This is a genomic window from Gloeothece verrucosa PCC 7822 (genome assembly GCF_000147335.1).
GTDB classification, from domain to species: domain Bacteria; phylum Cyanobacteriota; class Cyanobacteriia; order Cyanobacteriales; family Microcystaceae; genus Gloeothece; species Gloeothece verrucosa.
Genome location: NC_014502.1, coordinates 224,313 through 250,744 on the forward strand (window position 1 = coordinate 224,313; position 26,432 = coordinate 250,744).

Here is a 26,432-nt window from a genome sequence, read left to right on the forward strand (position 1 = left end):
TATATAAAAATAGCCATCAGTTTTTTTCGTTTAACTGATGGCTTTAAAAGGAACGGGAGGATAGGTAAAATAGAAATCGGCTGAGGTTAGAGTCGAAAATCATTTGATGTGCTGACTTTTTTTATAAATAAATTGCACATCAGGAGCCGCAACGCGGCTTCAAGGATTCCTCTCAATCGCCGCTATTATTTGATCATATATTTGAGGAGATAATTCTTGATTTTTTAGTTTTTCTTTCAATAATTCTAGAACTTGTTTTAATTCCTGCTCATCCAGTTTTATAGGGTTGTTGTCATTTTTGGTAATTTCCCAAATTACTTGAGGATCATTGGCAACTTGTATTAATCGATTGGCAAAAAATTTGAGAATTTTTTGTTCATCAGTTTCTTTTTGGAGATTGAAATTAATCATTTTGGGTTTTCTTTTTTTATCCATGTTATTCATTTGGAGAGTTTTACGTAATACCAAAGTGTACGATCACTTACCCCTGAACCCTTGAATGATGCCCATTTATAGTAACATTCGCCGGGTTGATATTTAGCTGATAATTGGCTCCATCTATCCCAGTCATCTAGCAGAGAAAACGATATAAAATGAAGACTCATGCCGATGCGAATCCAACTATCATAGTCATCAGCAAAATTGGGATGAATTAATGATAGTGCCGACTTAGCCGCTTCTATGGTGGTTGCTCTATCATGTCGTACTTCCCTTATCAAGGGAGCTTTTGTAATGGGCTGAATCTTTTTTGTCCGTTTCGGGGATTGGGCAAGATCTATTATTTGTTCTGGTATGATCGCCACCTCAATTTCATCAGGACGACAACCCCCGAGCCAAAAATACTGGCCAGTTACTGGATGCGGGGATGGCGGCAAAACCGATTGCTGACCGGTTGCACGAATCTCTAAGGCTTCTCCTGGTCCTGTTATCCTCTTGAATGGTTTGATACTATGACCAGGAGGCAGCTTAAATAAATACTGACAACGCCCAGGACGACCAGAGGTGAATGCTACTGTTCGAGGTAGATGAGGTATTAGTTCTTGGAGATAGGCTCTCGCCGAGTATCCATCAACGTCCAGGGCGATTAGAAATTCCTTTGAATTTTGCCCTAATAAGATACCCACACCAGGGGGACGGATGGGATAGGGTTGATGATATTTGTTGAGGACGATTATATAACCCCTTTGATTAAAATTTTTGATTAAGTTGTCACGGGTGACGGGATGATTTTGCCATTGGTGTCCTATGGGTTGTTTGTTGCGGTTTACGGGAATGAGAGGCCAATGAGGAGGGAGGATGGAAAGATAGTGGATGAACGATTGAGGTTCAGGAATGGTTACAGCATACATTAAACACATCGAAATTAGTTTCAAAGGAATAGCGAAGCTACTCCAAGGTCATTGATTGATCATGCTTAGGTAATAATTACTAAAAAGTTAAATTGCTAAATTTAACTTTTGTTAATTTACTAAATTTAGCTTTTATTTAATTATTGGTTTACTTAAGTACACAATTAGGCTAAAGTATATTTAAGTAATTCATCATTACAACAAATGCTTACTTTAGCAATTGTGTCCCTCAGTGGTGGGCAGGGTAAAACCACTTGTGCCCTGTTTTTGGGTAAGCGCTTAGCAAAAGAAGGTTGGCCAACCTTAGTTGTGGATGCTGACCCGCAGCATAATCTCACTACCTATTTAGAGGCCAAAGTTGATCAGCAGCCGACTTTATTAGAATTTCTCAAGAAAGCCGTAGAACTATCTGAGGCTATCTATCCCGTTGACGGAAAAGATAATCTCTATATCATTCCGTCTGATGATGCCCTCGATGCTGCTAATGAATACCTCGCCAGTAGTGGGGCTGCCGCTATTCTACTCAAGCGTCGTTTGGAAGTCCTCAAAGATACCTTTAAGGTTTGTCTCATCGATGCTCCCCCACAGCGCTCACAGATCTGTCTATCTATCGTTGGTGCTGCTGATTATTTGCTGATACCGGCTGAAGCTACCGTAAAGGGCTATGGATCGTTGGTAAGGTCTATCGACTTGTGGAAATCCATGCGCGATGAGCTTAAAGTCTCTGAAGCTGAACTGCTCGGTGTACTACCTTTCCGAGATCGCTGGATAGGATTAACCCAATCTAAGGAGAGTCAGTTGTCTGTTACCGCTATGGGGGAAGAGGTAGGACGAGAGTTTATTCTCCCGTCTATCAGGGAAAGTGAGAGATACAAGCAAGCTATCAATCAGGGCAAATTGTTGAGCGAGATGGGTTTTGGGGATTTGGAATATCCCTTTGATGTTTTGGTGGACTTAATTAAAGGTTTAATTAATTAACGATGTCAGAAAATAATTTATTGGCTAAATTACAACAAAAGAGAAACCGACCTACCGTAGAGAGGTTTGATCCTCTATTACCTGCTGTTACTCCCATTGTTGAGACTATCGAAGAGTCCGCAGAAACTACGGACACTACCGAGGCTACAGATAATACAGAGATTACAAACCAATTTTTAACTGATAATAACATTCAATCTGGGAAGGTAGAGTCGGATGAACTTACAATTACTAAACTCAAACAAAAATTAGAAACATACGGCAAAACTCGCCGTAGAAGCGGCATTATTTTGGATGAAACAATCGATGATGAAATTTCAGCGTTCTGCCAAGCCAACAAAATTACTGTTGAAACTTTTTTAGAAGCCGCTTGGGTTATTATTTCCAGTAAAGAGGATTTGAAGAAAAAGATTATTAAAGAATCCAAAGCTAGATATAGTAAACGCAAAGAAGCAGGAACTTTAAGAAGGCAGATAACTCAATTAGAAAACTTGAAAAAGCTAATTAAAAGCTAAATGTTTTCCTTCAACTCGGTATTACTCAAATTTAGGTCAGGGGAGATACGAGTTAACTCATATCTTGCACCAACTGATTTTAGGGTTGAAATCGGGTGTAGGGTGTAGGTATCGAAACCTTACAAGAACATCAATTAATGTTATTACGTCATTCTCCCTTAGAACCCGAAAAAATTACGGCAAATGTAGGATAAAAAGCCATGATTTTACTCGCTCAAAGAGCCTCATAAAACCGAGACTTTCCCGAACATAACCTAAAAAAAGGAAACCTTACCACCTTAGTAAATAAAGTTTCTCATCATATAATCTTTCCAGAGGCTAACCTCGATTTAAGTAGTCCCTGGAAAGATTACAATATTTAAGTTTTAAGGCGATGCTCCCATATTATGAGAGTTTTTACCTTTACCCTTTAACCCAAAATCTCTCCAAATAACATTCCCGTTTTCCCAACGCAGAACTTATTGGGAGAGACAAATTTTTAAGTTAAAATTGATTTAAATAGAGGCAGCAAAAGCACCTATTTGATGGAGTTTTTTCAATATAGAGAGGGCTGCCGCCCCAATATCTTCCTTTTTATTCGTTTTAACTTCTGTGGCTGTAATGGTTTCATCTTGATACACCATTTTAGAAGTACATTCCCATCCCCCATTTACCGCACGAAATTGATAGGTAGGAGGTTGAATTTTCAGAATGGCCGACTGATTATTAAGGTATAAGATGGGGTTGTCAGCACCTGGGATGTCTGGGATATCTTCAATGGGTTCAGGGGTTGTATTATTTACTGTTTCTTGCGTGATGTCTAATTCTTGAGTAGAGGGGAAAAAGGGTTCATCAGTATTAGTTTCATCAAGACCAGGTAATGGTAACTCTAATACTCTCTGTTTTTGTGCGGCCGCATTGGCGATTGCGGTATTGGCCAAAATCATAAATTCTTGGATGAGTTGTTGAGATTTATATTGCCTCAGTTCGCATGGCCGCCCCTCCTCATCAAGGAATAACCCTGATATCGATGTTCCACCAATAGCCCCAATATTAGTGCGTCTCCAGTATAGTTTCTGTGCCCACATCTCACAATATCTAATCTGGCAGTAGAAGGGATTAGAGGGTTCATTGAGGATTGCCTCAGCCTCAGTGTATGAGAATTTCTTGAGACTCGTTAACTGAGTTAAGGAAACTTCGGTGTTTACTATTTTGGCATTACTGTCTAATGTTACCTTGATCGTCACTGTTGGTCTTAGCTTATTTTCCAATAGACTAAGTTTATTGGTGGCTAAATCTGAGGGTAACATCGGGTCTACTTTACGTGGTAGATAATGGGTTTCAACTCGCTCAATGGCGGCTTTCTCAATAGCACCACCAAAGGGAACCATAGATGTAACATCCGTAATATGAACCCAAATTATCGCCCCGTTTCTTATCGGTTCTATCCAGATAGCATCGTCTAAGTCTAGAGATGTTTCACTATCTATGGTAAAGCCTAACACCTGTTCCCGTTTACTTACTGAAGGAGCTTTTAAGGTTTCTAACTCGGCGATTACTTGGTGGCTGAATTGTCTCATGTTCACTGCGCGGTATAATTAAGTTATAAAATTAATCCAGTTATTTAAGAGAGGGCAGGTAAGCACTGCCCCTTCTCTTCAATCCCCCGCCTCCTTGTTGTTAATTTTATCGAAACTTTTTTAAATTTGCCTCCTTTTTGGAGTTAATAAAAATTAACAATTCCCATCGGGATTGATGCCAATATCTCGTTTAAAGTGGATTTTAGTTTTATAGATTTCTGCCAATTTTCTAACAACTTCTTTGATCGATTCCCGGGGAACTTTTAACCCGTTCCATTTCCCAGGCGTTCCATCATTTATAGAGAAAAATTCGCCGACTATTTCAGGATTAAATAGTCTCCCGTTGATTAGATCTTCTAGATACCAAGCTTCCCCGAAGCGTGCTTCCGTTTAAAACCATCAAAGCGGGTTTGTCATTAACTATTTCACAAATCCAATACATTTTTTCTGGCGTTTCCTGTTGTGTTTGGCAATTAGTTTTAATTCCTTCAATCGCAGCATAATGATGTTTCTCAAGAAAACAATAGTTTAAATCTTCGGGCTTGGTAGTTAAAAAAGGGTTAAAGTCAAACATGGTTTTTAGGGATTGAAGTTTACTAATTTAATTCTTTGGAGTTAACCGAATAGTTTTAGGGGGATTGGTAAAGCGATCTCCTCTTCCTCTCCGGTCATTCAAGGCAGCGCCTTGACAATCTCCTTAGAGACGGTTAATCAATCTTTGTGCATCATAAGGCCATCCTTTTTTGGGAGCCGCTTTTAAAATTTCTTGCAGTAGGTGAAGGACCTCAGTTCTTTTCTCAGCTAACTGTTCTTGGTTTAAAATTTTTGAAAATTAACACAGTGAACGCGGCTTATTCATTTCTCCTTAAAATAGTATTTTTGTTCTGTTTCCAAGGTGAGGAAATATTCAAGATGCGGCTTGGAACAACTTATAGCAGCTAAAATTTTTGGACATAAATAAAGTTAACATAGCAAACTTTATTTATGTCCAGGTACTTAAATAGGGCCATATAAACAAAATCAAGGATTATTTATGACTTTAGAATTTACAACTATTTTTATTTAACCTAATAATTAGGATATAAAAATGATTTTCGTGCGCTCATTATTCTTGTGTCTAACTCGAATAAAAGTGGCTTTTTTTGAAAAAATCAAGAGTTATCAATAAAAGTTTACAGTCCCGAAACTTACAAAAAAAACATCAAGTCTAAGCCACTTATATCTCACTCAGGTTACGATAAGTTACGTTTAAAAACCGTACCCAATAAAGCCGCAGTAGCTACTCCTAACAAGGTCAAAGGTTCAGGAACAGAAGTAACACTGATGTTATCTATTAATAAAGCCGAATTAACCGCCGTATCTCCACTGTCTGTTTTATCCACATCTACCACTCCAAATCCTAATAGATAAATTCCTGCTGCTTGTACTGTAATAGAAGCTGTTTTATAGCCTGTTTCTCGACTTAATCGAGTAAACAAACTGAGGTTAGTCACTTCAGTTGTATCAGCGAGAAGAGTGAATCCATTTAAAACAAAAAACCCTAAATCATTATAATTATTTTCACTAGGGTCTTGATCCGTTAAAAAGTTCCAAGAAAAGCTAATTATATCTCCCGCCTTAAGAGTAACAGTTTGTTTAATAGCAGAACCTTCTGTCACTCCTAAGTCAGTTAAACTTCCGACAGTGAGTCCCAAAAAGTTTTCTAAATCTGAACCCCCTACTTCGGTTGTATCCTGTAGAGTTTCTAACACCGCTTGATAAGTCCCATCTTGAGGAGTTACGCCAAAATTAGCATCTTCTACTGTTACTTGACCGGCTGTTGACCAAGATTGGAAGTTTCCGCTTTCAAAACTACTATTTAAAACAGCCGCACTGACTTTGAGTACATCACCAAAAACTAAAGCCGCTACTGAACTTAAAGTTAACAAAGTTAGTTTTAACATAATTTTCTAGCTCCTTAAAAATTGTATTTAACAGGGAACAAGGGAATTAATTACAAGCTGTTTATTCCCTTGCGACTTCATCAGCAAAACGGTGTTAGGTAGTTATTAAAAAGTCATTATTATCCAATTCAGGAATTGTCGTTAAAGTAGCCAACACACCGCCGCTTCCTAATCCCGTAGCATTTCCATTTTGATTATACAATAAATTGCCACTAGATAAATTGTAAATTATTTTAGCAGACTGAGTTGAACTTACGCCAGTTTCTTCAGCTACATTAACATTAATAATAGCTAGTTTCTCAGCTTTCAAATTGCTATTCACAGGACTTGATAAAGCGGCAAATGACAACTTACTTAACACAATTTTATCGCTGCCTTTGGTAAAATCGGTTATAGTATCTACACCGAAAGCACTTGAGGCAAAAACCGCTCCACTTCCAAATAAGAATTGATCATCTCCTTCGCCGCCAGTGAGGGTATCATTGCCGGCTCCTCCTACTAAAGTATCCTTGCCATTTCCTCCTATTAAACTATCATTGCCGGCTAATCCTTTGAGTAAATTATTGCCGCTATTTCCCGTAATAGTATTATCGAGTTCATTGCCGGTTCCATTAATATTTGCTGTCCCCGTTAAAATCAAGTCCTCCACATTCGCGGGGAGAGTATAACTCACTGAAGATTGTATTTTATCTTGACCTTCGGAGGCATTTTCAATGACTACATCTCGGTTACTATCAACGATGTAGAGGTCATTACCGGCTTTTCCAATTAATCTATCAATCCCCAGTCCCCCATCCAAAACATCATCGTTAGATGTGCCGCTAAGTGTATCATTATTAGCTCCTCCTTTGAGCAAATTTAAAACGGTAATCTCAAAGCTATTATTAACACTAGCTCCTTGGCTATCAGTGGCGATAACTGTTAATAAATAAATGCCAGAATCATTAAGGGTTGGTGTTCCACTAAAGGTTTGTGTGGCGGCATTAAAGTTTAACCAATTAGGTAAATTATTAGTGCTATAAGTGAGGGTATCTCCTAAATCGATATCGCTAAAAGTATTAGCGGCTAGGGTAAAGTTAAACGGTTGTTCTTCGGTTAGAGTGAAGTTGGGAATAGTTTGATTAACAAGAGGTGCATCGTTAATGGGGTTAACGGTGATGTTAAAGCTTGTGGTGGAGATGGTTCCTCCTGCGGCATCGGAAACGGTAAAGCTGAAGCTGTCGTTAGTCGTTTCGCTGCCATTGTGAGCATAACTGAGGAGGTTATTATTAATATCTGCTTGGGTAAAAGTGCTATTGAGGGTTAGTGGGGTTCCGTTGAGTAAAATGATTCCCTGAGTGGGTAATCCGGTTATAGTGTAGGTGAGTTCGGTGGGACTATTATCAGTGTCGGTAACTCGTAACTGGGTTAGGGTAATTAAACTTGTGCTTGCTTCGTTTAAGGTAAGACCGTTATTAGCGGCGAGGATAGGAATAGCATTAATTTCTGTCTCTAGGACTTGGGTAGTTGCGCCAGCGTTTGTGGGAATTTCTTGAGTGTTACCGGCGTTGTCACTTGCAATGACTTTGAAAGCGTATGTATGGCCGGCTTCACCAATATAGGAAGCTTCTGTTAGGGTGGTTTGAGTTAACCAAGGGGTAAAAGCACTTCCGTTATCGGAGACATAAACGGTATAGTAAGCTATTCCAGAACCGTTATTATCATCCCCACCACTCCAACTAACCAGGAATTCTCCAGGTGCAACGGAAGTGGGAAGAGGGTTAAGGGTGCTTGTGGGTTTACCAGCATCGAGGGTGTTAAAGATGGGTGGGGTGTTGATGGGTTCGTTAATGTCAAAGATGATTGTCGCTTCTGCATCGATGACTGTGCCTGTGGTGACGTTGCGTTTGGGACGGATGGTATAGTTGACAAATCCGTCTCCGATGCCACTTTCTGTGTCGGGGGGTAGGAAGCCGATAGTTGGATTTGTGGGAATTTCGCCGGTTTCGGGGTCTATGGTGGTAATTGTCCAGAATGCTTGTCCTTTGAGGATATCAATTCCGGCGGCGACATCGACGAAAAAGCCGTAAGTTTCGGTTAAGTCTAGGCGCTGGTTATAGAAGGAGACGTTATCAGGTACATCGAAGATTAAATCTCCCCAACCAAAGTCTCCTAGACGGAAGGTGCGATAATCGAGGTCTGCGTCTAAGGGATGGGTAATGGTGACTTGTTGCGCGGGTGCGGTGGCAGTGGCTTGGTTTTCGTAGCGGATGGTGTAGGGGAGGGTTGAGGATGCAGAGATCCAGTTTTCTGAACCGAAGCCGGCGGGGCCTATGATGTCGTTGGGATCGGAGGAGCGGATGATGGGAATAACAAAATCTTTAATTATGTCACCAAAATCGTCAATTGTGTCAATAAAATCCTTCCAATTAATGTCACTTAAATCCTCCCAAGTATAAGTTTTAAACCAATGTGCTTCAATCGGCGTTCCAAATCCTACGCCAACGTTTGTAAATCCGCCTTGATATCCGTTCCCCAAAACAACGTCATTTCCTGCAACTATTCCTAATCCACCACTCCAACCAAATTGATCACTCTTACCTGTTAATTGTTTAGCATTAGCAGCATTAGTTCCCCCAAAATTTATTCCTCCAGATAATCCTGCACCAGCGTAAAGTCCTCCTCCCGCCGTCCACTGAACATTTGGAATAAAACTTGATCCATCCCAAACTAGCGATATTCCAAACGTACCACCAATTCCATAGTTTCCTCCTGTAACGCTTCCTCCCACCGAAAATGTCCTCAAACCCAAAGGATCAATAAATTGTTGGGGTTGATTTTGAGTATAACTATATAAATTAATTCCTCCAATCATTCCTATAGGATCAGGATTAATAAATCTCCCCTCTGTAGGTGTGTAGTATCTCGCTCGCATAAAATCGAGACTATTACCTTCCCGCATCACCCCCCATTGGCCCACATACTCAAACGGGTTAGCAACCGCCTCAACCTTATTTAAACTTTCCCCAAACGGTAAATAACTGTACTGATTAACATAACTCCCCTCAGAACCCGTTAACCCAACAATAGACCCAATCGCATCTGCATCATAATAACTCGCCGCATTCGTCCCATCAACCCGACTCACCAAACCCAAACCATGAGTATAACGAGCAATTATATTCCCTGTCCCCGCATATTCCCCAACCACATCACCTAACCCAGTGGGATCGAGTAAATACTCAGTGCGTTCACCATTATGAATACTAGCAACCCGATTTCCTAACGCATCATATTCATAACTCCAAATTCCGTCAGGAGTTGTCGCACCCACAAGACGATTTTCACTATCATAAACATAAGTCCAAGTATTACCCCCCTCAGTTTTAGAAATTAAATTCCCATCAGCATCATAACTATAAGCCGCGCCTCCTACACTCGTATATTGATTAAGATTATTGGTACTGTAACCCGTTTCTAAACCGCTATCAGTTACCTTAATTCTGTTACCTGCGACATCATATTGATACTGAATTAAACGACCATTAGGTAAGGTTACAGACGTTAACTGTCCGATGGAATCATACCCATAACTGGTAATACCCTCCAGTGTAGCCAGACTGGTACGACGACCCGCTAAATCATAGGTATAATTAAAGTAAGAATTAACGGTTTCATCAGCATCATAATTCACCAGACTTAACAACTGTCCCGCTAAATCATAACTATAAGTTGTGTAAGTTCCATTCCCATTCTCTTCACGACTCAGACGACCGACTAAATCATAACTATAAGTGATAATATTCGCTCCTGTGCCGTCTGTAAGGCTCTTTAACTGCCCTAATTCGTCATAGTTATAATTAGTAGTAAACCCATCTTGATCGATCATTTGAGAACGACGGCCAGCACTATCATAACTAAATTGTAAGAAGCGATCGGCCCCATAACTGACTCGAGTTAGACGGTCTAATTCATCATAAGTATAACTAACACTACTATCTGAATCCGTCGCCGATAAAAGATTACCGCGAGTATCATAAGTGTAAGTCGCGGATGTTCCGTCGGTATAATCTTTACGGGTTAATAATCCTTGGGAGTTGTAGGTATAATTAATAGTTTGATTCCGACGATTAACTGAAACGGTTACATCTCCAGTCGCATTATAAGTAAAGGTTTCTTTACTGCCATCTGCATAGGTTACTTGTTGTAAATTTCCTCGATTATCATAACTATAACTGAGGGGATTACCGCGTGAATCTTCAACCTTAGACAGTTGATTGTAAGTCGTTTCATAGGAATATTTAATCTGTTGTCCGAGGGCGTTTACTGAAGAGGTAATATTACCCGCTTTGTCATAAGTGTAACTTGAGACAGTATTATCAGGATTAATTAACTTAACTAAATTCCCATTAATATCATATTGATACTGAGTTAATCTTTGTAGGGGATCTTCACTTCTTCCTAGTGTTCCTCGGTCATTATATAACAACTTACTAATCGCACCCGAAGCATCAGTAATAGTAACTCCTCCGGCTGAATCGTAACTATAAGTAATTGCTTGAGCATTGCCATTTAAACTTTGTTTAATCAATCTTCCTTGATTGTCATACTCATAGGAAATACTCGTATTATCGGGATAAGTAATCGATTTTATCGCGTGTAAACTGGCTGAATTTAAATTAGTTTCATAAGTATAAGTTGTTGTTCCATCTGGTGTTGTGATGCTGAGTAAATACTGTCCTGTTGTGTCATATTGGTAACCCGTTATTCGCCCATCTTGGTCAACAGTTTGGCTAACTAAACCTTGAGGATTATAGGAAAAAGTTAAGAAATCACCGTTTGTATAATCTAAGCGGCTTAATTTTCCATCTGTATAACTACCCGTAATCCGACTTTGATTAGTATCCTCAATATAATCAAATTTGCCATCAAGACGAAAACTAATTAACGTTCCGTTTTCTTCTCTTAACTGATAAATTCCTCCCTCTTCAGTTAGGGTTGCATTATCACCCAATTGACCTTTATATGTCCCATCAGTTTGCTTAGTAAATAAACGCCGAGAATTCCCAAAGGATAAAGTCACATCTCCGCTACTATCAGGAGTCGCTGTAATATCCCACTCACTAACGCCATTCTTTCCAAAAGTTCCTGCTTTGAAGCGGTCATCAATTGCATTCCCTTGATTATTTCCTACTAAAGTATTACTAATTTGTTGGAATTCAAACCCTAATAAACGTACAGCATCGGATATATATTCTCCTAATTGACTCAAATGAGTGGCATTATCCGCCAAAATATCTTGATAAGTCCCCGCTTTATTTCCTACAGAATTGACAAAGTTTTGCCAGATGACCTCCCAAGCTTCATTAGAAACCTTATCAGGTTTAGATTGATCTTTTAAACTTGCCCAATCAATTATCTGCTCATTTGACGCTTGAGAAACACTAAAATTAAGACTGCCACTACTTACTGTTGGGGTAAATTGTACTGAAAAACTGCCTCGTTGTCCTGGTGCTACTATCCCTGCTGGGCCTGTTGAACTAATACCTAAAAATTGTAAACTAGACCCACTTGCCGCGCTTTGTTGGGGTAATTTTAAATTAGCATTCTCAGCAACTAAAGTGAGTAAAGGAGCAACAATATCCGTTTCTCCACTATTCACATAATTAACCGTAACAATTCCCCCTTGACCTGGACGTAAAGAACTCGGGGCACTAACATTAACTTCTAAATTCCCAACAGCACCATTAGTAACAGTAAAAGCATCTTCTAAACTGGCTGTTTGAGTAGCATTTTTGACCTGTACATCATATAGTCCCGTCTCTAATCCTTGTAAGTCAAAAGTTGCCCATAATTCGGTGCTATCTTTCCACCAAACCCGTGATGCTTGACGCAATGTTCCATCCGCAGCAACTAAATTAATCTCATCATTAGTAGAGAATTTAGCCCCATCAATCACTAGGGTAGCTTTACCTTTATTACTGCCTTGTTTGGTGCTGATATCTGAAATAGAAAATTGAACTAAATCGGCTTCAATTTGATAATTAGGACTGCCACTAACTTGATTTCCATAAGCCAAAATATAATAGGTTCCGCTACTGGTGGCGGGAATAAGAATTTCTTGGTCTGCGGCTAAAGGTTCGGAAAATCCCCGATCAAATTTAGCGCGGGTGGGGACTTCTCCATAACGGATATATAATTCATTAACTGCCGTTTCTGAAGCACTATCTAACTTAACTTTAAGGGTTTCTCCCGCCGCTACATCAACCCGATAATAAACCCCTTGTCCTTGTCCTAAAGTGCCGCTACTGGATTCACCTAATGTTAATTCTTCAACATCAATATTAAAGTCATCCAGAGACGCTTTGAGATTATTTTCCTCATTAGACTCAACAATTTGATTGCGAATATCACTCCGTAAAATAACATGATAATCTCCCGTTTCTACCCCTGGTAAAGGTGCAGTTACCGTCTTGCTATAACTTCCCCCACTCGCCACCGTATTTGTATTAATAACCTGTCCAAAATAGGTATCATTAATATCCCAAGTGGTGTCTTTAGATAAATAAATGGTATCCGTCCAACTTCCGACAACGGGATTAACCCCTGAATTGGTTACTGTATAGGTAATGGTTCCATTTTGTCCGGCTATTCCCGTCTCTGGTAAAGTAATGGTTCCTACCACTAAATCAGCCGGCTGAGGTAAACTTAGTTCAACTGAATTAAGGTCATAGTTAATATTATTTGCTTCTCCTCCTCGTTCATTAATATTATTCCCGCTATCTGTAACGACAAAAGCATAATAAGGCCCTGATAACCCTTGAGTTAAACGGAATGATTGAGTACGAGTATAGCTATTCCCAACCGCTAAGTTTTCATTAGCACTGACATAACCTACATAAAGGTCACTGTTGCGGTCAAAGATTTGGTCACGGGACAGATACACCGCATCATACCATCCCCGTGTCCCTGTAGCGGCTGTCCCTGTATTGCTGACTGTCCAACTCAGGGTTAATAATTGTCCACTAATACCCGTCGTGGGTGCATCCACATTATCCACCACTAAATCAGCAACCGGACTTAGAGTAATAGTAGTAGGAGGAATATTACCTCCTTCTCCTGTGCCGGTTATAGCGCGATCATTATTTGTCTCGATATCTTCAATAACTCGATAGGTACTATCTGTGCGAACGAGAGTAAAGAATTGACCTTCTAAATTCGCGGGTAAAGTAAAAGTACGATTGACGCTGTATTGTTGTGATGCTTCTAACGCGCCTGAGTGATACACTCGTTCTAGTAAAAGATCATCATTACTTATTAAGGCATCAGTGGATAAGTAAACGTCATCATACCAGTAATCAGTATTAGTAAGACCTCCCCCTGTATTTTGCACTGTCCAATTAACGGTAAAGGGTTGTCCTGATAGTGCAGAGGTGGGTGCATTAAGTTGAGTAACTTGTAAATCTGGAGTTTGTCGGGTTATGGTTACGGTTTGAACTGCTGTATTATTGCCTTCATTATTCTGTTCATAAACATTATTATTACTATCAGTGACGATGAATACCTGATATTGTCCCGATAAGTTGAAGGGAATTGCTACTATCTCACTGCGAGAATATGACCCTCCTGCGCTTAAAAGTCCCGTCCTTGTATAATTTCCGAGAACAACATCATCCCCATTTCCAACAATATTATCAATTGATGCAATTATTCGGTCATTCCAACTGGTAACAGCACTATCTCCTATCCCCTGATTCGTGACTGTCCATTCGACGCGAAGAGATTTACCCGCTTGTGCTGTCGGTAAAGTAGTAGCACTAACAACTAGATCAGCACTCACAACTGTGATATTTATGGGAGTAGCATCAAACCCGACATTATTGTTATTATCCAGTTCAAATACGACATCATTGCTATCGGTAACCACAAAAGCGTAATATGTCCCACTGATAGTATTAGGAAGGGTAAACGTCCCAGAATTGGTATAAGACCCATCTGGTGATAATATTCCATTACGGGTGACCGTTCCTAATCGCAAATCTGTATTAATATTTAACTGATTATCACTCGATAAATAAATGCTATCTATCCAAGAGGAATTAGGGGTAGAAGTTGACCCAAAGTTAGTAACTTGATAAGTAATGGTTAAATTTCGTCCTGCTGTCGCTGTGGTTGGTGCATCTACTAACTCAACTTCTAAATCTGGTGGCGGCGTTAAACTAATTTGAGTCGGGGTGGTGTCATACGCCGTGTTATTAAACTCATAAACATTTTCATAAACTTGATTACCGGCATCGGTACGAACAAAAAAGTAATAATTGCCACTAAGAGGCTATTTATAAAGTCAATCTTAAGAAACGAGGCGACGCAACATTATCCTTGTCATAACTGCATAAATAGCGGCTTCACTCATTTCTGATAATTTTTCATAATCTTTACTCAAACGACGATACCAGTTAAACCAGCCGAACGTTCGTTCCACAATCCATCTTTTCGGTAAAACTTTAAATTTTTTGTCTGAACGCTTTATTACTTCTACTCTTGCTTGAATCATCAACCAAATAGCCAGAGCAAATTTATCACCACTATAACCAGCATCTACCCACATTAAAGCCACTTTTTCAAGCAGTTTGGGATTTTCTTCTAATAGTTCCATTACCGCCGTCGCCGCTAAGACTCTTTCTTGACCATGAGCTTCAGCTACAATTACTTTCAAGATTAATCCTAAACTATCAACTAATAATTGCCTTTTTCGGCCTTTGACTTTTTTTCCACCGTCAAAGCCATACACATCCCCCTTTTTTCGGTTGTTTCCACCGATTGGCTGTCTGCTATGATTACACTACTTTGCGGAGATTTCCCTACCTGTTGACGAACCATCTGCCGGAGGGTGTGATTGATTTTTTCCCAAACCCCCTTTTTGACCCATTTGCGATAATAACTATAGACTGTGGAGGGAGGAGGAAAATTTTTGGGTAAATATCTCCATTGGCATCCGGTCTTCAAATGATAATATATCGCATTACAGACTTGTCTAATATCTGTAGTACGCGGATGTCCCCCGGATTTAGCGGCTGGAATAAGTGGGGCAAGCAATTCCCATTCGGCATCAGATAAATCACTTGGATACAAGCAGATCGCTCCTCACTTTTGATTGCGAACAATTACCCAGATTAGATTAATCGTTTTTGGCCTATTTTTTTCTTGTCTTTAGATTTACTTTATAAACACCCTCTAAATAGTCAATTTTGGGGTGGGTCAACAAATAATCGACGTATGCACTTCTTTAAAATTAAGAATTCCGATAATTAATCTGTATAGCTTTTTGGCGTTGCCAAAATATTATGTAAAATATTTAAGGTAATAACTATGGCATCTCCAATAGTAGCTACTTACTCTTTAGGATTCGCTTCTTTTTTAGAATTAGCACCCTCATTGAGAACTCAAGGAGCAAAATTTTACACCGAAGCTGAAGGAACTAATAGAATTCTAAAATTTACCAAGTTACCCTTACTAGCACAAAATTTACTTTCGTTGGCTGAACCTGAATTAACTGATGATGATACTATGATAATGCCAATCGAAGAGTTTAATAAACTTAAAGAAGAGGCATTAGCTTCTTTTAATTTAGAAACTACGGAAACTTCCTCTTCCCCTCTCTCTACAATAGAAGAACAAGTAAACCTAACAACCTCAGAATTATCGAAATTAACCAAAGCCCAGTTAATCAAGTTAGCAGCTAAAAATAATATCGAACTTCCCAAAACAGTAAAAACTCGTAAAAACCAATTAGTAGAATTCTTAGCCTCCCTTATTCCTGCTGCCCGTTAATCTTCATCTTCATTTAAATAAAGACTCTGCTGTATTAGCAGGGTCTTTTTTTGCTCCTTCGGAGGCAAGAGAGTGAAGAATTTAAGGAGTGATGATTATGAATGGATTTGCCGCCGAACAAACATTCCAACGCCTAGTTCATAATTGCCAGAAAATCAAAACCTTCAAATTACCAACATCAAAAGAACTAATAAATATAGCCCTCTCCTCATCTGTAGGGAAACAAAGGGTAAAATCAGCAATACCTCATCTTCATAAAGAGTTTAGGATAATTATCAAAAATCCTAATACCCAACAATTGAATAATATCATCGACTGGGAGCAAATACCTCCCACAGTAATACTCGATAAAATATTCGGGATCGATAGTATCGTCAATATCTGTGGCTATACGATCGCTATCGACATAACAGCTAATCCATCGGCTGTTGAAGATAAGGTTAGCAAACTTAGCCACTTAAAACCAATGTGGTCAAAATTGGGTATCGATAAAGCCTGTGCTTGCTTAGTAAGCGATACGGAATCGCCGACTTTATGGTCAATATTAAAATCGGTGATCCGTAGCGAGAAAGTAATATCCATCACTATTTAAGATAACATATAATGCTCTCAGCAAAGTCTGAGAGCTAATTTTTTCATGATGAATAAAACGGAAAAAACTCTTAAGAAATTAATAAGCGATGTTAGCTGCCAAATCCAACACAGCATTATGCGGCTGTATGGATATTTTGATGAGAAAGGAGATTACCATCATACTAAACCGATGCCCCTAATAATTGTTAGAACTTTGCAGAAATTGGGAAAATTAGTAGCGTTAGGGAATTAGAAATATTTTCACAAATAGGAAAAGATAAGTTTCTATAATTAACCTCAATCGCCTATCTTTTTGGTCTTTCTATTCCTTTAAGTGCCGTTGGCATAAATAAATGTAGTTAATAAGAAGCGAGGGCAATTAAATGAACATTAACCCGGGGATTTCTGAATATTTGGAAAAATTAGCTGAAGAATATTATCGACTAGGGAAGCTACCAGAACTTTCTGAGCAACAAGGAGAGCGTTTAATACAAATTCTAGAAATCGCTGAAGCCAATAAAGAATTTAGCGAGATTTTAAGTGAGATTGATTTGAAGTTAGCGAATGAACTTAATTTACTTGATGAAGAACATCTAACCTATTATGAGCAACAAACTCAAAAATTACAACAAAAGTTAAAAAGAGAATAAAGTTCGTTAGTTTTTTTTATAACTCTTGCCGAATTGGATTTTTTCGGCAATTTTTTTGTCTTTATAAATTCTCAAACAATCGCCGTTGGCGTAACCAAGCGAAAAAAATATTCGCTACATAAAGCTTTTATTAACCGACACATTTAAAAAGAAAACTATGTCAAACTTAATCTTCCCAATCCTTATTTCATTAACGGCATTCATCTTTGTTTGCTGCTTTCAATATAGACCACAGCCAACCTCATTTCCCTCTGAAGTTACTAAAAAATCAAAAAACGAACATACTAAATCTACTCAACCTATTATCCCTTTGCTGCCTCCAGCAAGAAAACGAAAACATAATACTACTGAAGTCATCGTTAATAATGTTATTATCCCTCCTGCTGCTCAAACAATTGCCTACTTAGCACCAGCTAAAGTACGTCGTCATAACTCAAGAGCAACCATTATTAACCCTACATTGGTAACGGATGCGGCACAACTCGCTCAACCTCAATTATCCCCTAATGTTACTCTTAAATACCTTAAGGAATACATCAAGGAACATAATTTACAAGCGTTCATTTATGAACGTTTAGGGAAATCCTACAGGAAAGGTAAAAAAGAAGAACTCCTCCGAGTTTTTAACCGTTAAAAATTATCAGTGATCAGCCATTAATAATTAATGGTTTATAACTGTATCTAATTAAGTTTAAGAATACGGCGCTGCCGAAAAATCCTGAAAAATTTAGGAGAGTTAAAGCTATGACTACTTCCATCAATTTTATTTCTCTAGTAGGTCGTGCCAGCAAAGACCCCGAAATTAAATATTTTCATTCGGGGGCTTGCGTCACCAAACTAGACATTGCCGTCAAACGCGGCAAGGATGATGAACCTGATTGGTTTAGCTTGGAGTTTTGGGATAAAACTGCCGAAGTAGCCGCTAACTATGTCCGTAAAGGCGGACTCATCGGAGTACAGGGTGAAGTGATCATTAATTGTTGGAATGATGAGCAAGGAAATTACAGGTATAAACCAGTTGTTCGTGTCAATAATTTAGAATTATTGGCAGGAGCTAAAAATGATACTCCCGTTGCTCCTCCAAATAATGCTAATAGTAATATTCCCATTCCCACCCCTGTAAAAACCAAAGCCAAAGTCAATCCAAACAATAATTGATTTAATAACCTCTAGGATGTCCGCACGTCCTAGGGGTGATTAAATGATCGCCATTCGGCGATCATCTGCGAATAATTAATAGAAAGTAAATATCATGAATAACTGGCAAGTCACTCTAACTATCGATTCCCTTAATTCCACCTACAATGAAGAAGGAAAAATTACTCTTCATGGAACGGGAAAATTTCAATATTATGATAACAAAGAGTGGATGGAATGCCCAATTGCCTTCCAAGCTTGGGGAAATGCCGCATTAACCATCGATAATGTTGGTATCGATGGAATGGTAATGGTATCAGGAAAATTTAATTTATTCAAGAACTCCGATGAGCTAAATCCAAAAATGATGTTAAAAGTTGAAAGAGCCATTGCTATTAAGGGAGATTTCGAGGATATGTCGGATTTGGGTCTAATTTCTGAACCCACATTAATTTCTGAACCTATTACAACTGTTGAACCGCAACGTGAATTAGTAGCAGTTAACGCTAATAATAATGGTCATCAAAAACCCGCTCCCGATGATGATAAAGATTTAGATAGCATCCCGTTCTAAATAAATAAAGCCAGTCCTCCTAGGGCTGGTTATTTTTTTCGAGGAATTACCTTTCCATTAGTTTTTATTAAAGATCGGTTAACTCAATTCGGCGCTGCCGAGAAAAGATGAAAATTAACCCAAGAAGAAACAATGAAAGTACAATTTTTTGATAATGACCGCAAAGCCATCACCGAAACCTTTAACATAACAATTCCCCTCATGCCAAATCAGCATTATTGGCAAGACGGACAGGATTGGGAAGAAGATTATCCTGGGAGCAATAAATATCTTGTCTTATGTTCTCCCTGTGGAGATCCCATATCATCAATCAAAAAAGATGCCTCTCAACAAGAGGCTGAAGAATTTATAGCCAAAGATGAGGAAAACGTTAAATATTTAAAAGTTCAGTCCTCAACTCAAATTTACGGTAACTATCCTCCCCTTGAGGATAATATGCCTTTTTAAAGTAATTACGACATCGCTACATGGGAGTAGCGATCATTTTTTTTCCTTGACAAACAAGTCATTGTCTGATTAAACTAAAATTTATCAACACGATCCCCTGTTTGGCTTTCCCCACCACCCCAAAAATTGCCAAACACCATCGATAAGATCATAAAAATCGACCATTATTGCCCCCCAAATAATGGCCAAATAAAAATTTTTTGAGTGTTAATCTCGCAATCCCAAGCGTTTACGTCGTGCTTCTCGTTCTCGACGATGACCTTCTCGGACTCGCTCAGTATAACTACTTCCAAATTGCTTTTGCCAACGTTCCTCAGTTTCACGCCAACGTTTAACTTCTTCTTCTTTACCGGTTAGAGCATAAGCAACACCGGTGCTATTTCTATCAGAATCCCAGACCCTTTTTTCATATTCGGGACGGGGTTTTCCATCGGGATAATAATTATAATTGTCACTCCATAAAACATAGGGAAATTCCCATTCAGGGAGAAGATTTTCATCTTCATCGTAAAACGGCTTTTCGTAATCATCCAATGTGTGATTAGGATTTCTCGCCATACTTTTCTCCTCAAAATATTTTTTTAGTTAAATTATGACACTACATATCAAACACATCGACTTAATATCAGGGGAATATATAGCCAACCCATTCCCAAATCAACGTAGTGAACAACCCTATTGGGTAGAGAAGCTTGAAAATAGTTTATTAGAGTCATTTTGTCCTGATATTCCCCTCAGTGTAGGACATTTAGATGATTTTTATCTCCAAACTGATGACCCAAATCGAATAGCCCTTGCCGAAAATATTTTAGCTAACCATCCAGAAGGACACAAACTTATTTTAGCTAACGGCACTCGCTTTTTTTATGCACCAGCCGAGTATGAACCTATTATCAATCATATTCTAGCCGGAGTGGAGGTAGAAAACCCCGACCTCAAGAACAGGGGGGCTTATGCCTCATTGTTAACATCTGACCAAAAATTAAATCAAACTCATAAAGCCACTATTCTAATCGTCGATGATGAAACCGGGGAAAATGGGGGTATTCTTGATGATCTTGATGCAAAGAAACTGACGGGTGACTGTCATGGCAAAATGTCACCGGCTTTGGCCAACGAAGTCTTTGGGACGGACAATAAAGCAATCCAATTTAGAATCGGGTTACTCAAAGATAAATATATCGCTAAAGGTACACTTACTCCCCGATGGTTAGATGGGGATGAGCATAAGCATTTCCGTACTCTTAAATTTTCAGATCCTGCAAATATTCCCAATATAGACCTTGTACTTCCCATATCATCGTTTAAGGGAACGGCTAAAGGGCATATCAAGCCTGGATTAATTACTACAGAAATTGTTATTACTGAAAAAGATCGCTCTAGGGAATCTGGAGAACGAGGTTCATTAATTTCTGCCTCTCAACCGGTTCAATACTACACAGAGGCTCTTAAAGATGTTACGCCTTTACTTGAAAGTACATTAGAAGAACTCCAAGCTTCTCTATTAGATCCTCGAAAACTTGAAAAACTATACATTAAAGCGACACTAAGCGACGATACCGACAACGAATTTGACTCCTTTCAATTTAAAGACTTAATTGCTGAATTAATACAGAGCGATGAACATGGGCAATTAAGGGAAACTGAATTTTACAAGAAAAAGCTTGAACAGTTCCAGGCTAAACAATGGAAGGAATCGGCAACGGGCAAATTAGTCAAGTTTAAGCGGGCTGTGGTTATTCCTTCAAAGGATTTAAACCTAGGAGAACTTTACTGGTCGGGCTTCGACCCCGAACAGTCCGTCATAGGCTTCAGATCGCCCATGATTGGAAAGAATGGCTTGAGAGTCTCCAGAAATATACCGGTAGAAGAAGCCTTAGCCCCTGATGGACAACCCCTTCAAGGTGTTCTGGTAATAAATGAAGTATCCTGGTCGCGCTTACACCGACAATTAAGCGATGAAATAAATAGCGCAATCGCTACCTATCCCGACAAGCAAGCCCAACTGCAACCAATCCTCGACCAATTACCCACTGCCAAGCAATTAAAAGATTCATCGGGAAAGCAAAGAGTTTCATTAATTGATTCTATCAATGAGAAGATCGAACCGCTCTCTTTAGTTGGTATAAAAATAACCCCTTTGCCGTATGAAACCGATAATGAAGCTGACGGGATGGATTTTGATGGGGACACCTACGGCTTCGAAAAAAAAGAAAACTATCCCAATTTAGCTCTTGCTGCCCTTTTACACGCTCAGTCCCCAGATACCCCCATCAAGAAGGAAGATAAATTATCATTTGACCCGGGGTGGTCATTTGAACGAGTAGCATTGTTCATGGCTAATTCCCCGGTGGGCGTGATCAACAATCAGGTGACGACGGTTCAATCTTTCAAAAACGAGCTTCAAATTTTGAGAGATTACGGAAAACCCTCACAACAAATTGAATATGCTACCCACTTAGCCAACACGGCTAATAAACTTATTACTGCTGAGAAAAAAAAGAATCATCCTCGTCCCATTCCTTCTGAATATACTCAGCAAATTTACCAAATTTCGGAAATTGCCACAGAACCTATAAATCTAGAGAGTGCGACTAAAATATTCGACCTACAGGAGCAAATCTACGATGAATTGCTGATTGAAGCGCAATATAATAATCAGATTGCGGTTGATATGTTTAAATCCGCCCGCGCCCCCAGTATAGACCGAATTCAACAAGACAAACTAGCACTCTCACGCAAGCTTACGACGATTACCGATAAGAAACAACAGGGATTATATGTAGGCAATCGCACTCTAAAAGCAACTGGAGTCACACCGGTGGAGTTAATGGCGCACTTAACTAATGCGGCATATCAGTCCCAAGCTCTTGAAAGCCGTCCGTTACATCAATTTCGCCACTTTTTCCCCAGTGACTTCAGCGAACAGCAGCTTTTGGAAGTCACCGAAAAGAAAAACCAATTCGACCAACTGTGGAATGCAGCACAAACGTTAAAGAAAGAGAAAGACACTGAACCCGGGCCGGTTCTGAATTTTACTACTATAATGGGTGATCAAATTCTTCTCACCAACATAATCAAATTCGACACAATTTCCCATTTTCAGGCTTTAAAAGAATATGAATTAACAGTAACGTTCCGGCTTAATGATGACCCGAAGACCCAAAAAACGCATCAATTGTTGGCTCAAACTACAATTAATGGAGAAACGATCGCTCTCGGCACTGTTAAAGAGTCGGATAGGGAGAAATATAAGATCAAACCCCATCAAACTCTCTCAGGTAGAGCTAAACTCGGACAAGCCCTATCCGATGACGAAATTAAATTGTTATTCGACCAAGCCTTCAACGGGGCGAGAACGTGGAAGGAATCATTAGCCCCCGAAGGGATACAGCAATATTTTGGAGCGACGGGATATCTGGCCACGCGGGAAAATAAAGATCCTAAGTCCACCACTAATACGACCCAACACTTCTTATTTGCCGCTTTCACACCGGAGATCGTCGAACGCAGTAAAACCCTTCAATTCACTGAGTTCAATGTGGATAACTTAAAAGAATACAACCAAGTTCCTCCCCAACTGTACAAAGAAGGAGATGTTCAGTTAAGAATATCGCCCATTGCGCTCAATGCTCCTGAAGGAGAACAAATTAAACGGCTATGGGAGGTGTACAACCCGGATTTGGAGCGGTGGCACTCATTCGGGTTATCCTCTTCTAAGGGGGCACAACTTCCCTTGGGGACATACGCTACAGGTACGATAGGAGGAGAGAACCCGGCTACAGCCGGACTTGATATCATGACTCCATCAATACGAGATAAACTTAAACCGTTCCTCGATGGAGGGGGACAGATAATCTTCGGTCAGATCAACAAATATGCCGCAGCCGGAGAAGTTTTTAAAGGAGAAAATCAAACCTTTACCCTACGTCGCTTTACTCCTTCGACAGAGTATGTTGTTTCATTCGGCGATAAAACTTTTGGTATTGTTGACCCGGCTTCGATAAGCCAAATAGCTAAAACCCAATCAGTTAAGGCTTTTATTACTACCTATGGCAGTGATCAAGGACGCTATGCGATCGCTACTCTTGATAGCGGTGAGAAACTAAGGATAAACAAAATATCCTTCAGGGGACATGATGATTTTAAAGCACAGTCATTTATTGACGAACCGGTAAAATTAAGCATCAAGGCATCCAACGGCAAAGAAGAGTTAGGTGTTGAGACAATAATTGATGGAAAGCCTCAAATTATCGGAGTTATCGGCAATCATAAACAGCAGAACCCCGGACGGCAAGCACTCTTGAATACTAAACTGCCACTAGATGGGTTAACATTTGATGCGGCTATTACCTCAAGGCTTACTTTAGGATTAATACACATTAATCCAGAAACAATAAAATATCCTGAACTTGGAGAATGGACAAAAACTACACAGTTGGTACCTGATGAGCCGCATCTTAAGCTCCCCAAAGACGCGGCTTATTTTCTCAATTCTTTATCAACACACCCAACATTACTATCATTAAATGATGAAAAATGGCAATTGCCCAATGGGAATATTAAAGAGTTTCCCACCTTCAAGATAACCGTTGATGTTCGCAAAGCCGGTGCTTTAGAGAAATATTTAACGGCAAATAATATTCCCAATGCTATCAGATTTGATGACGAGGATAAACTGCGCTCTCTAATTACCTTCGCCATGCTAGAGGGAGATTTCCCCCCCGCTATACGCAGAAATTTAGAAGATAAATTTGGGAACGTATTGAATCAAACTGAATACAAAAAGCGAAGAGAAGAGATTCTTCCCTTCAGTCAGGAAGTCCAAAAATTATTTTCTCTAAGGGAAGAACTTCAATCTTATTTAAATATTGAACCGCCCGTCGTACAAGCGCGTCAGTTACCCATTTTATTAAATGATGAACAACAACAAACGAAAAACCAAGAGCTAAATGATAAATCCTCCCTCCGAGGGGCATCACCAGCCGAACCAATTATTATTTCATCTGATTCATCTGACCCCCTACTGGCTGCATTGACTAACCCAACAGAAGCCGCACACTACAAAGGGAATATTTTAGCTCATTATCCCGTTAGCTTTCGGGATAATCCTGATAGGCCGGCTATCAATAAAAACCATCCCGATTACGACTATTACAAAGCCGAGAAATACTTTAGTCATAAAGCCGCAGGTGTACCCTTTGTCAGCACTGAGGATGCCTACAAATATTATGCCCGTTCTCTCGATACTCATGAACAAAAAGAAGCACTCATGGGTGAAATAATAGCGGCTAAATTGACTCAGTATCCCAAACTTACTCTAGCACTCTTTAAACGTGGAGGAGTGGAGTATTTAGAGAAATGCTCCCATACAACCGGTGCCAATAATGCTTTCTGGGAAGGCATTGGGCGCGACAGTGCTTTCATTCGAGCATTAATTAAGGGGTATGAGATAGCGATCACACAGAAGGCGACCTTCTTTGACGAACGGGGCAGATTGAAAAAACCCGATCATCCGGGAATTTTAGTGCCTCCAGGTTCTTCGGACGCGGTTGAGAGAAACCGAGTTAAGGATCGGGCGATGGCTGCGATCGCTACTCAATTTATTGGGTTTCCCGTCGATAAGACGATGGATACATCCACAAAAGATTATCAAGCTGCCTGGAATTTATGCGCTCGGGCTAATACCGGGTCATATACGGCTGAAGATATTATTATGGTGTCCGGTAACCTGCCCCGTAGAACGGGGCAGGGCACAATTACCCCAGAACAAGTACAGCAAACGTTTGAGGAACAATATAAGCCGCTATTAGAAAAGGCCATCGCCGCCGGGGCGGGTTTCGTAGTGGGAAATGCGGATGGTACTGATCAATTAGTACAAGCTTATTTAAAAGATTTGGGTTACGAGCTTAAGCCCAATGCCGGGGGATATATGGAGGTATCTACCGACAAACACAAAGCGACTATTGATGAACCCTCTACAACACCTATCAAAAAAATTACTCTTTATACCGACTCTGATGCAGCTAAAACAATTACGTTAGATGAATCAACCAATGAACAGTCATCACCCTCATCAATAAAATCTTCTTGTGTTGTTCAACCAGAAGCAGTAGAACCCTCTAAAAAAGTAAAAGCTTCCACATCAATAGATCAAGCTATAGTTACTCCCTCATCTACACAACAGCCAAACCATGAAATATCACTTATTACCTCCGTAACCCCATCATCACCAGATGTTCCAGTTTATATAACTGAGCCTACTGAGAAACCATCAACAGCGATCACTTCTCCAGAAGAACAAGAAACGACTATCACATCTGTAGAACGACCAACCACCCATTCTGAACCAAAAGCCGTTGATTTAATTAAAATATTATTGGACAAAAGTTTTATGCCAGAGAATATCTCTATTCAACAACAAAGAACCGAAAAGGTAGCTCCCGTATTGATGGCTTTACTTGAAGCTAAGAACGTCACCCAAGCTTCAGGGTTTTCTTACGATGACTCCTTGAATATAGCTCGTTATGAGGGCACAGAAACGCTCATCACCTTCGATGGAAAACAATTAACCTTGTGGGATAAGCAAACCCGATTAGAGAAAATGATCGCGACAGGCAGCCGTAACCCAAATACGGGCGATATTCAGTGGAAAGCACAACATTTACCTCACCTTGGCAATGGTTTAAGTGCGGCTGATGTCCACCGAATAGCCAATCCAAAAGTGATCAGTATCATCAAGGAAACCCTACTCAAAGCTCATCAGCAGGAGTGTCAAAAAGAACAATTGGCTACCTTAAATAATGGCAATGGGCACAGACTTAGGGGGAGGTAATCAAACCCAATCTAGAAAAATAAAGTTAATAAATTTCTCTATTTATCGACTTTATTTTTCTT

19 protein-coding genes are annotated in these 26,432 nt (G+C 39.6%); 11 read left to right on the forward strand and 8 right to left on the reverse strand.

Annotation, left to right across the window (positions count from 1 at the left end; translation table 11 throughout):
- Nucleotides 1-159: 159 nt before the first annotated feature.
- Both CYAN7822_RS33550 and CYAN7822_RS33555 read right to left on the reverse strand, forming a co-directional pair.
- Nucleotides 160-411 carry a hypothetical protein gene (locus tag CYAN7822_RS33550; protein ID WP_157872063.1) on the reverse strand — a complete coding sequence of 84 codons (252 nt, stop codon included), beginning with the start codon at nt 409-411 and terminating at the stop codon, nt 160-162.
- Nucleotides 412-440: 29 nt separating this feature from the next.
- Nucleotides 441-1,349: a bifunctional DNA primase/polymerase gene (locus CYAN7822_RS33555; protein ID WP_013325694.1), complete on the reverse strand. Its 909-nt coding sequence runs from the start codon at nt 1,347-1,349 to the stop codon at nt 441-443.
- 204 nt (nt 1,350-1,553) lie between these two features.
- On the opposite strand from CYAN7822_RS33555, the gene CYAN7822_RS33560 reads away from it, so the two are divergent.
- Together CYAN7822_RS33560 and CYAN7822_RS33565 are read left to right on the forward strand one after the other, a co-directional pair.
- Nucleotides 1,554-2,327 carry a ParA family protein gene (locus CYAN7822_RS33560; protein WP_013325695.1) on the forward strand — a complete coding sequence of 258 codons (774 nt, stop codon included), beginning with the start codon at nt 1,554-1,556 and terminating at the stop codon, nt 2,325-2,327.
- Nucleotides 2,328-2,329: 2 nt separating this feature from the next.
- On the forward strand, nt 2,330-2,842 hold the full coding sequence (locus CYAN7822_RS33565; protein WP_013325696.1) for a carboxysome distribution maintenance protein McdB: 513 nt from the start codon (nt 2,330-2,332) through the stop codon (nt 2,840-2,842).
- Nucleotides 2,843-3,336: 494 nt separating this feature from the next.
- On the opposite strand, the gene CYAN7822_RS37275 is transcribed toward CYAN7822_RS33565, so the two are convergent.
- From CYAN7822_RS37275 to CYAN7822_RS37320, 5 genes are all read right to left on the reverse strand, one after another.
- A complete protein-coding gene (locus CYAN7822_RS37275) occupies nt 3,337-4,401 on the reverse strand; it encodes an RNB domain-containing ribonuclease (protein WP_013325697.1) in 1,065 nt (354 codons plus the stop codon).
- 328 nt (nt 4,402-4,729) lie between these two features.
- A complete protein-coding gene (locus tag CYAN7822_RS33575; protein WP_041934402.1) occupies nt 4,730-4,975 on the reverse strand; it encodes a hypothetical protein in 246 nt (81 codons plus the stop codon).
- Nucleotides 4,976-5,633: 658 nt separating this feature from the next.
- Nucleotides 5,634-6,344 (reverse strand): PEP-CTERM sorting domain-containing protein, encoded by a 711-nt coding sequence (locus CYAN7822_RS33585; protein ID WP_013325698.1) that lies wholly within the window; start codon nt 6,342-6,344, stop codon nt 5,634-5,636.
- A gap of 94 nt (nt 6,345-6,438) precedes the next feature.
- On the reverse strand, nt 6,439-14,547 hold the full coding sequence (locus CYAN7822_RS38360) for a CARDB domain-containing protein (protein ID WP_245602873.1): 8,109 nt from the start codon (nt 14,545-14,547) through the stop codon (nt 6,439-6,441).
- Between the two features lie 126 nt (nt 14,548-14,673).
- Nucleotides 14,674-15,455, reverse strand: a protein-coding gene (locus CYAN7822_RS37320) for an IS5 family transposase (protein WP_173362888.1) whose coding sequence is annotated in 2 segments (ribosomal slippage) — nt 14,674-15,128 and nt 15,128-15,455 — 783 coding nt in all. Because the reading frame shifts where the segments join, the coding sequence is not laid out codon by codon here.
- A gap of 237 nt (nt 15,456-15,692) precedes the next feature.
- On the opposite strand from CYAN7822_RS37320, the gene CYAN7822_RS33605 reads away from it, so the two are divergent.
- From CYAN7822_RS33605 to CYAN7822_RS33640, 8 genes are all read left to right on the forward strand, one after another.
- Nucleotides 15,693-16,154: a hypothetical protein gene (locus CYAN7822_RS33605; protein WP_013325699.1), complete on the forward strand. Its 462-nt coding sequence runs from the start codon at nt 15,693-15,695 to the stop codon at nt 16,152-16,154.
- A gap of 97 nt (nt 16,155-16,251) precedes the next feature.
- The gene (locus tag CYAN7822_RS33610) at nt 16,252-16,746 is read left to right on the forward strand and encodes a hypothetical protein (protein WP_013325700.1); all 495 of its coding nucleotides are present in this window, start codon (nt 16,252-16,254) and stop codon (nt 16,744-16,746) included.
- Between the two features lie 45 nt (nt 16,747-16,791).
- Complete coding sequence (locus tag CYAN7822_RS33615) at nt 16,792-16,980, forward strand: hypothetical protein (RefSeq protein WP_013325701.1); 189 nt, start codon at nt 16,792-16,794, stop codon at nt 16,978-16,980.
- A 130-nt stretch (nt 16,981-17,110) separates the two neighbouring features.
- Entirely contained in the window at nt 17,111-17,377 is a 267-nt protein-coding gene (locus tag CYAN7822_RS33620) for a hypothetical protein (protein WP_013325645.1), read from the forward strand.
- Between the two features lie 157 nt (nt 17,378-17,534).
- Complete coding sequence (locus tag CYAN7822_RS33625; RefSeq protein ID WP_013325702.1) at nt 17,535-18,011, forward strand: hypothetical protein; 477 nt, start codon at nt 17,535-17,537, stop codon at nt 18,009-18,011.
- Nucleotides 18,012-18,121: 110 nt separating this feature from the next.
- The gene (ssb, locus tag CYAN7822_RS33630) at nt 18,122-18,535 is read left to right on the forward strand and encodes a single-stranded DNA-binding protein (RefSeq protein WP_013325703.1); all 414 of its coding nucleotides are present in this window, start codon (nt 18,122-18,124) and stop codon (nt 18,533-18,535) included.
- Nucleotides 18,536-18,629: 94 nt separating this feature from the next.
- Nucleotides 18,630-19,088, forward strand: a complete 459-nt coding sequence (locus CYAN7822_RS33635; RefSeq protein WP_013325704.1) for a hypothetical protein — start codon at nt 18,630-18,632, stop codon at nt 19,086-19,088.
- A 132-nt stretch (nt 19,089-19,220) separates the two neighbouring features.
- On the forward strand, nt 19,221-19,535 hold the full coding sequence (locus tag CYAN7822_RS33640; protein WP_013325705.1) for a hypothetical protein: 315 nt from the start codon (nt 19,221-19,223) through the stop codon (nt 19,533-19,535).
- Nucleotides 19,536-19,742: 207 nt separating this feature from the next.
- Here CYAN7822_RS33640 and CYAN7822_RS33645 read toward each other — a convergent pair whose 3' ends face one another.
- On the reverse strand, nt 19,743-20,093 hold the full coding sequence (locus CYAN7822_RS33645) for a hypothetical protein (RefSeq protein ID WP_013325706.1): 351 nt from the start codon (nt 20,091-20,093) through the stop codon (nt 19,743-19,745).
- 34 nt (nt 20,094-20,127) lie between these two features.
- Between CYAN7822_RS33645 and CYAN7822_RS33650 the strand changes: the two genes are divergently transcribed.
- Nucleotides 20,128-26,370: a hypothetical protein gene (locus CYAN7822_RS33650; protein WP_013325707.1), complete on the forward strand. Its 6,243-nt coding sequence runs from the start codon at nt 20,128-20,130 to the stop codon at nt 26,368-26,370.
- The last annotated feature ends 62 nt before the right edge of the window (nt 26,371-26,432 follow it).

Coding starts and splice junctions, on each gene's coding strand:
- CYAN7822_RS33555 (WP_013325694.1), bottom strand. CDS start 1,349: ATGTATGCTGTAACCATTCCTGAACCTCAATCGTTCATCCACTATCTT.
- CYAN7822_RS33550 (WP_157872063.1), bottom strand. CDS start 411: ATGATTAATTTCAATCTCCAAAAAGAAACTGATGAACAAAAAATTCTC.
- CYAN7822_RS33650 (WP_013325707.1), top strand. CDS start 20,128: ATGACACTACATATCAAACACATCGACTTAATATCAGGGGAATATATA.
- CYAN7822_RS33635 (WP_013325704.1), top strand. CDS start 18,630: ATGAATAACTGGCAAGTCACTCTAACTATCGATTCCCTTAATTCCACC.
- CYAN7822_RS33560 (WP_013325695.1), top strand. CDS start 1,554: ATGCTTACTTTAGCAATTGTGTCCCTCAGTGGTGGGCAGGGTAAAACC.
- CYAN7822_RS33585 (WP_013325698.1), bottom strand. CDS start 6,344: ATGTTAAAACTAACTTTGTTAACTTTAAGTTCAGTAGCGGCTTTAGTT.
- CYAN7822_RS33565 (WP_013325696.1), top strand. CDS start 2,330: ATGTCAGAAAATAATTTATTGGCTAAATTACAACAAAAGAGAAACCGA.
- CYAN7822_RS33615 (WP_013325701.1), top strand. CDS start 16,792: ATGATGAATAAAACGGAAAAAACTCTTAAGAAATTAATAAGCGATGTT.
- CYAN7822_RS37275 (WP_013325697.1), bottom strand. CDS start 4,401: ATGAGACAATTCAGCCACCAAGTAATCGCCGAGTTAGAAACCTTAAAA.
- CYAN7822_RS33645 (WP_013325706.1), bottom strand. CDS start 20,093: ATGGCGAGAAATCCTAATCACACATTGGATGATTACGAAAAGCCGTTT.
- CYAN7822_RS33620 (WP_013325645.1), top strand. CDS start 17,111: ATGAACATTAACCCGGGGATTTCTGAATATTTGGAAAAATTAGCTGAA.
- CYAN7822_RS33640 (WP_013325705.1), top strand. CDS start 19,221: ATGAAAGTACAATTTTTTGATAATGACCGCAAAGCCATCACCGAAACC.
- CYAN7822_RS33575 (WP_041934402.1), bottom strand. CDS start 4,975: ATGTTTGACTTTAACCCTTTTTTAACTACCAAGCCCGAAGATTTAAAC.
- CYAN7822_RS33625 (WP_013325702.1), top strand. CDS start 17,535: ATGTCAAACTTAATCTTCCCAATCCTTATTTCATTAACGGCATTCATC.
- CYAN7822_RS33605 (WP_013325699.1), top strand. CDS start 15,693: ATGGCATCTCCAATAGTAGCTACTTACTCTTTAGGATTCGCTTCTTTT.
- CYAN7822_RS33610 (WP_013325700.1), top strand. CDS start 16,252: ATGAATGGATTTGCCGCCGAACAAACATTCCAACGCCTAGTTCATAAT.
- ssb (WP_013325703.1), top strand. CDS start 18,122: ATGACTACTTCCATCAATTTTATTTCTCTAGTAGGTCGTGCCAGCAAA.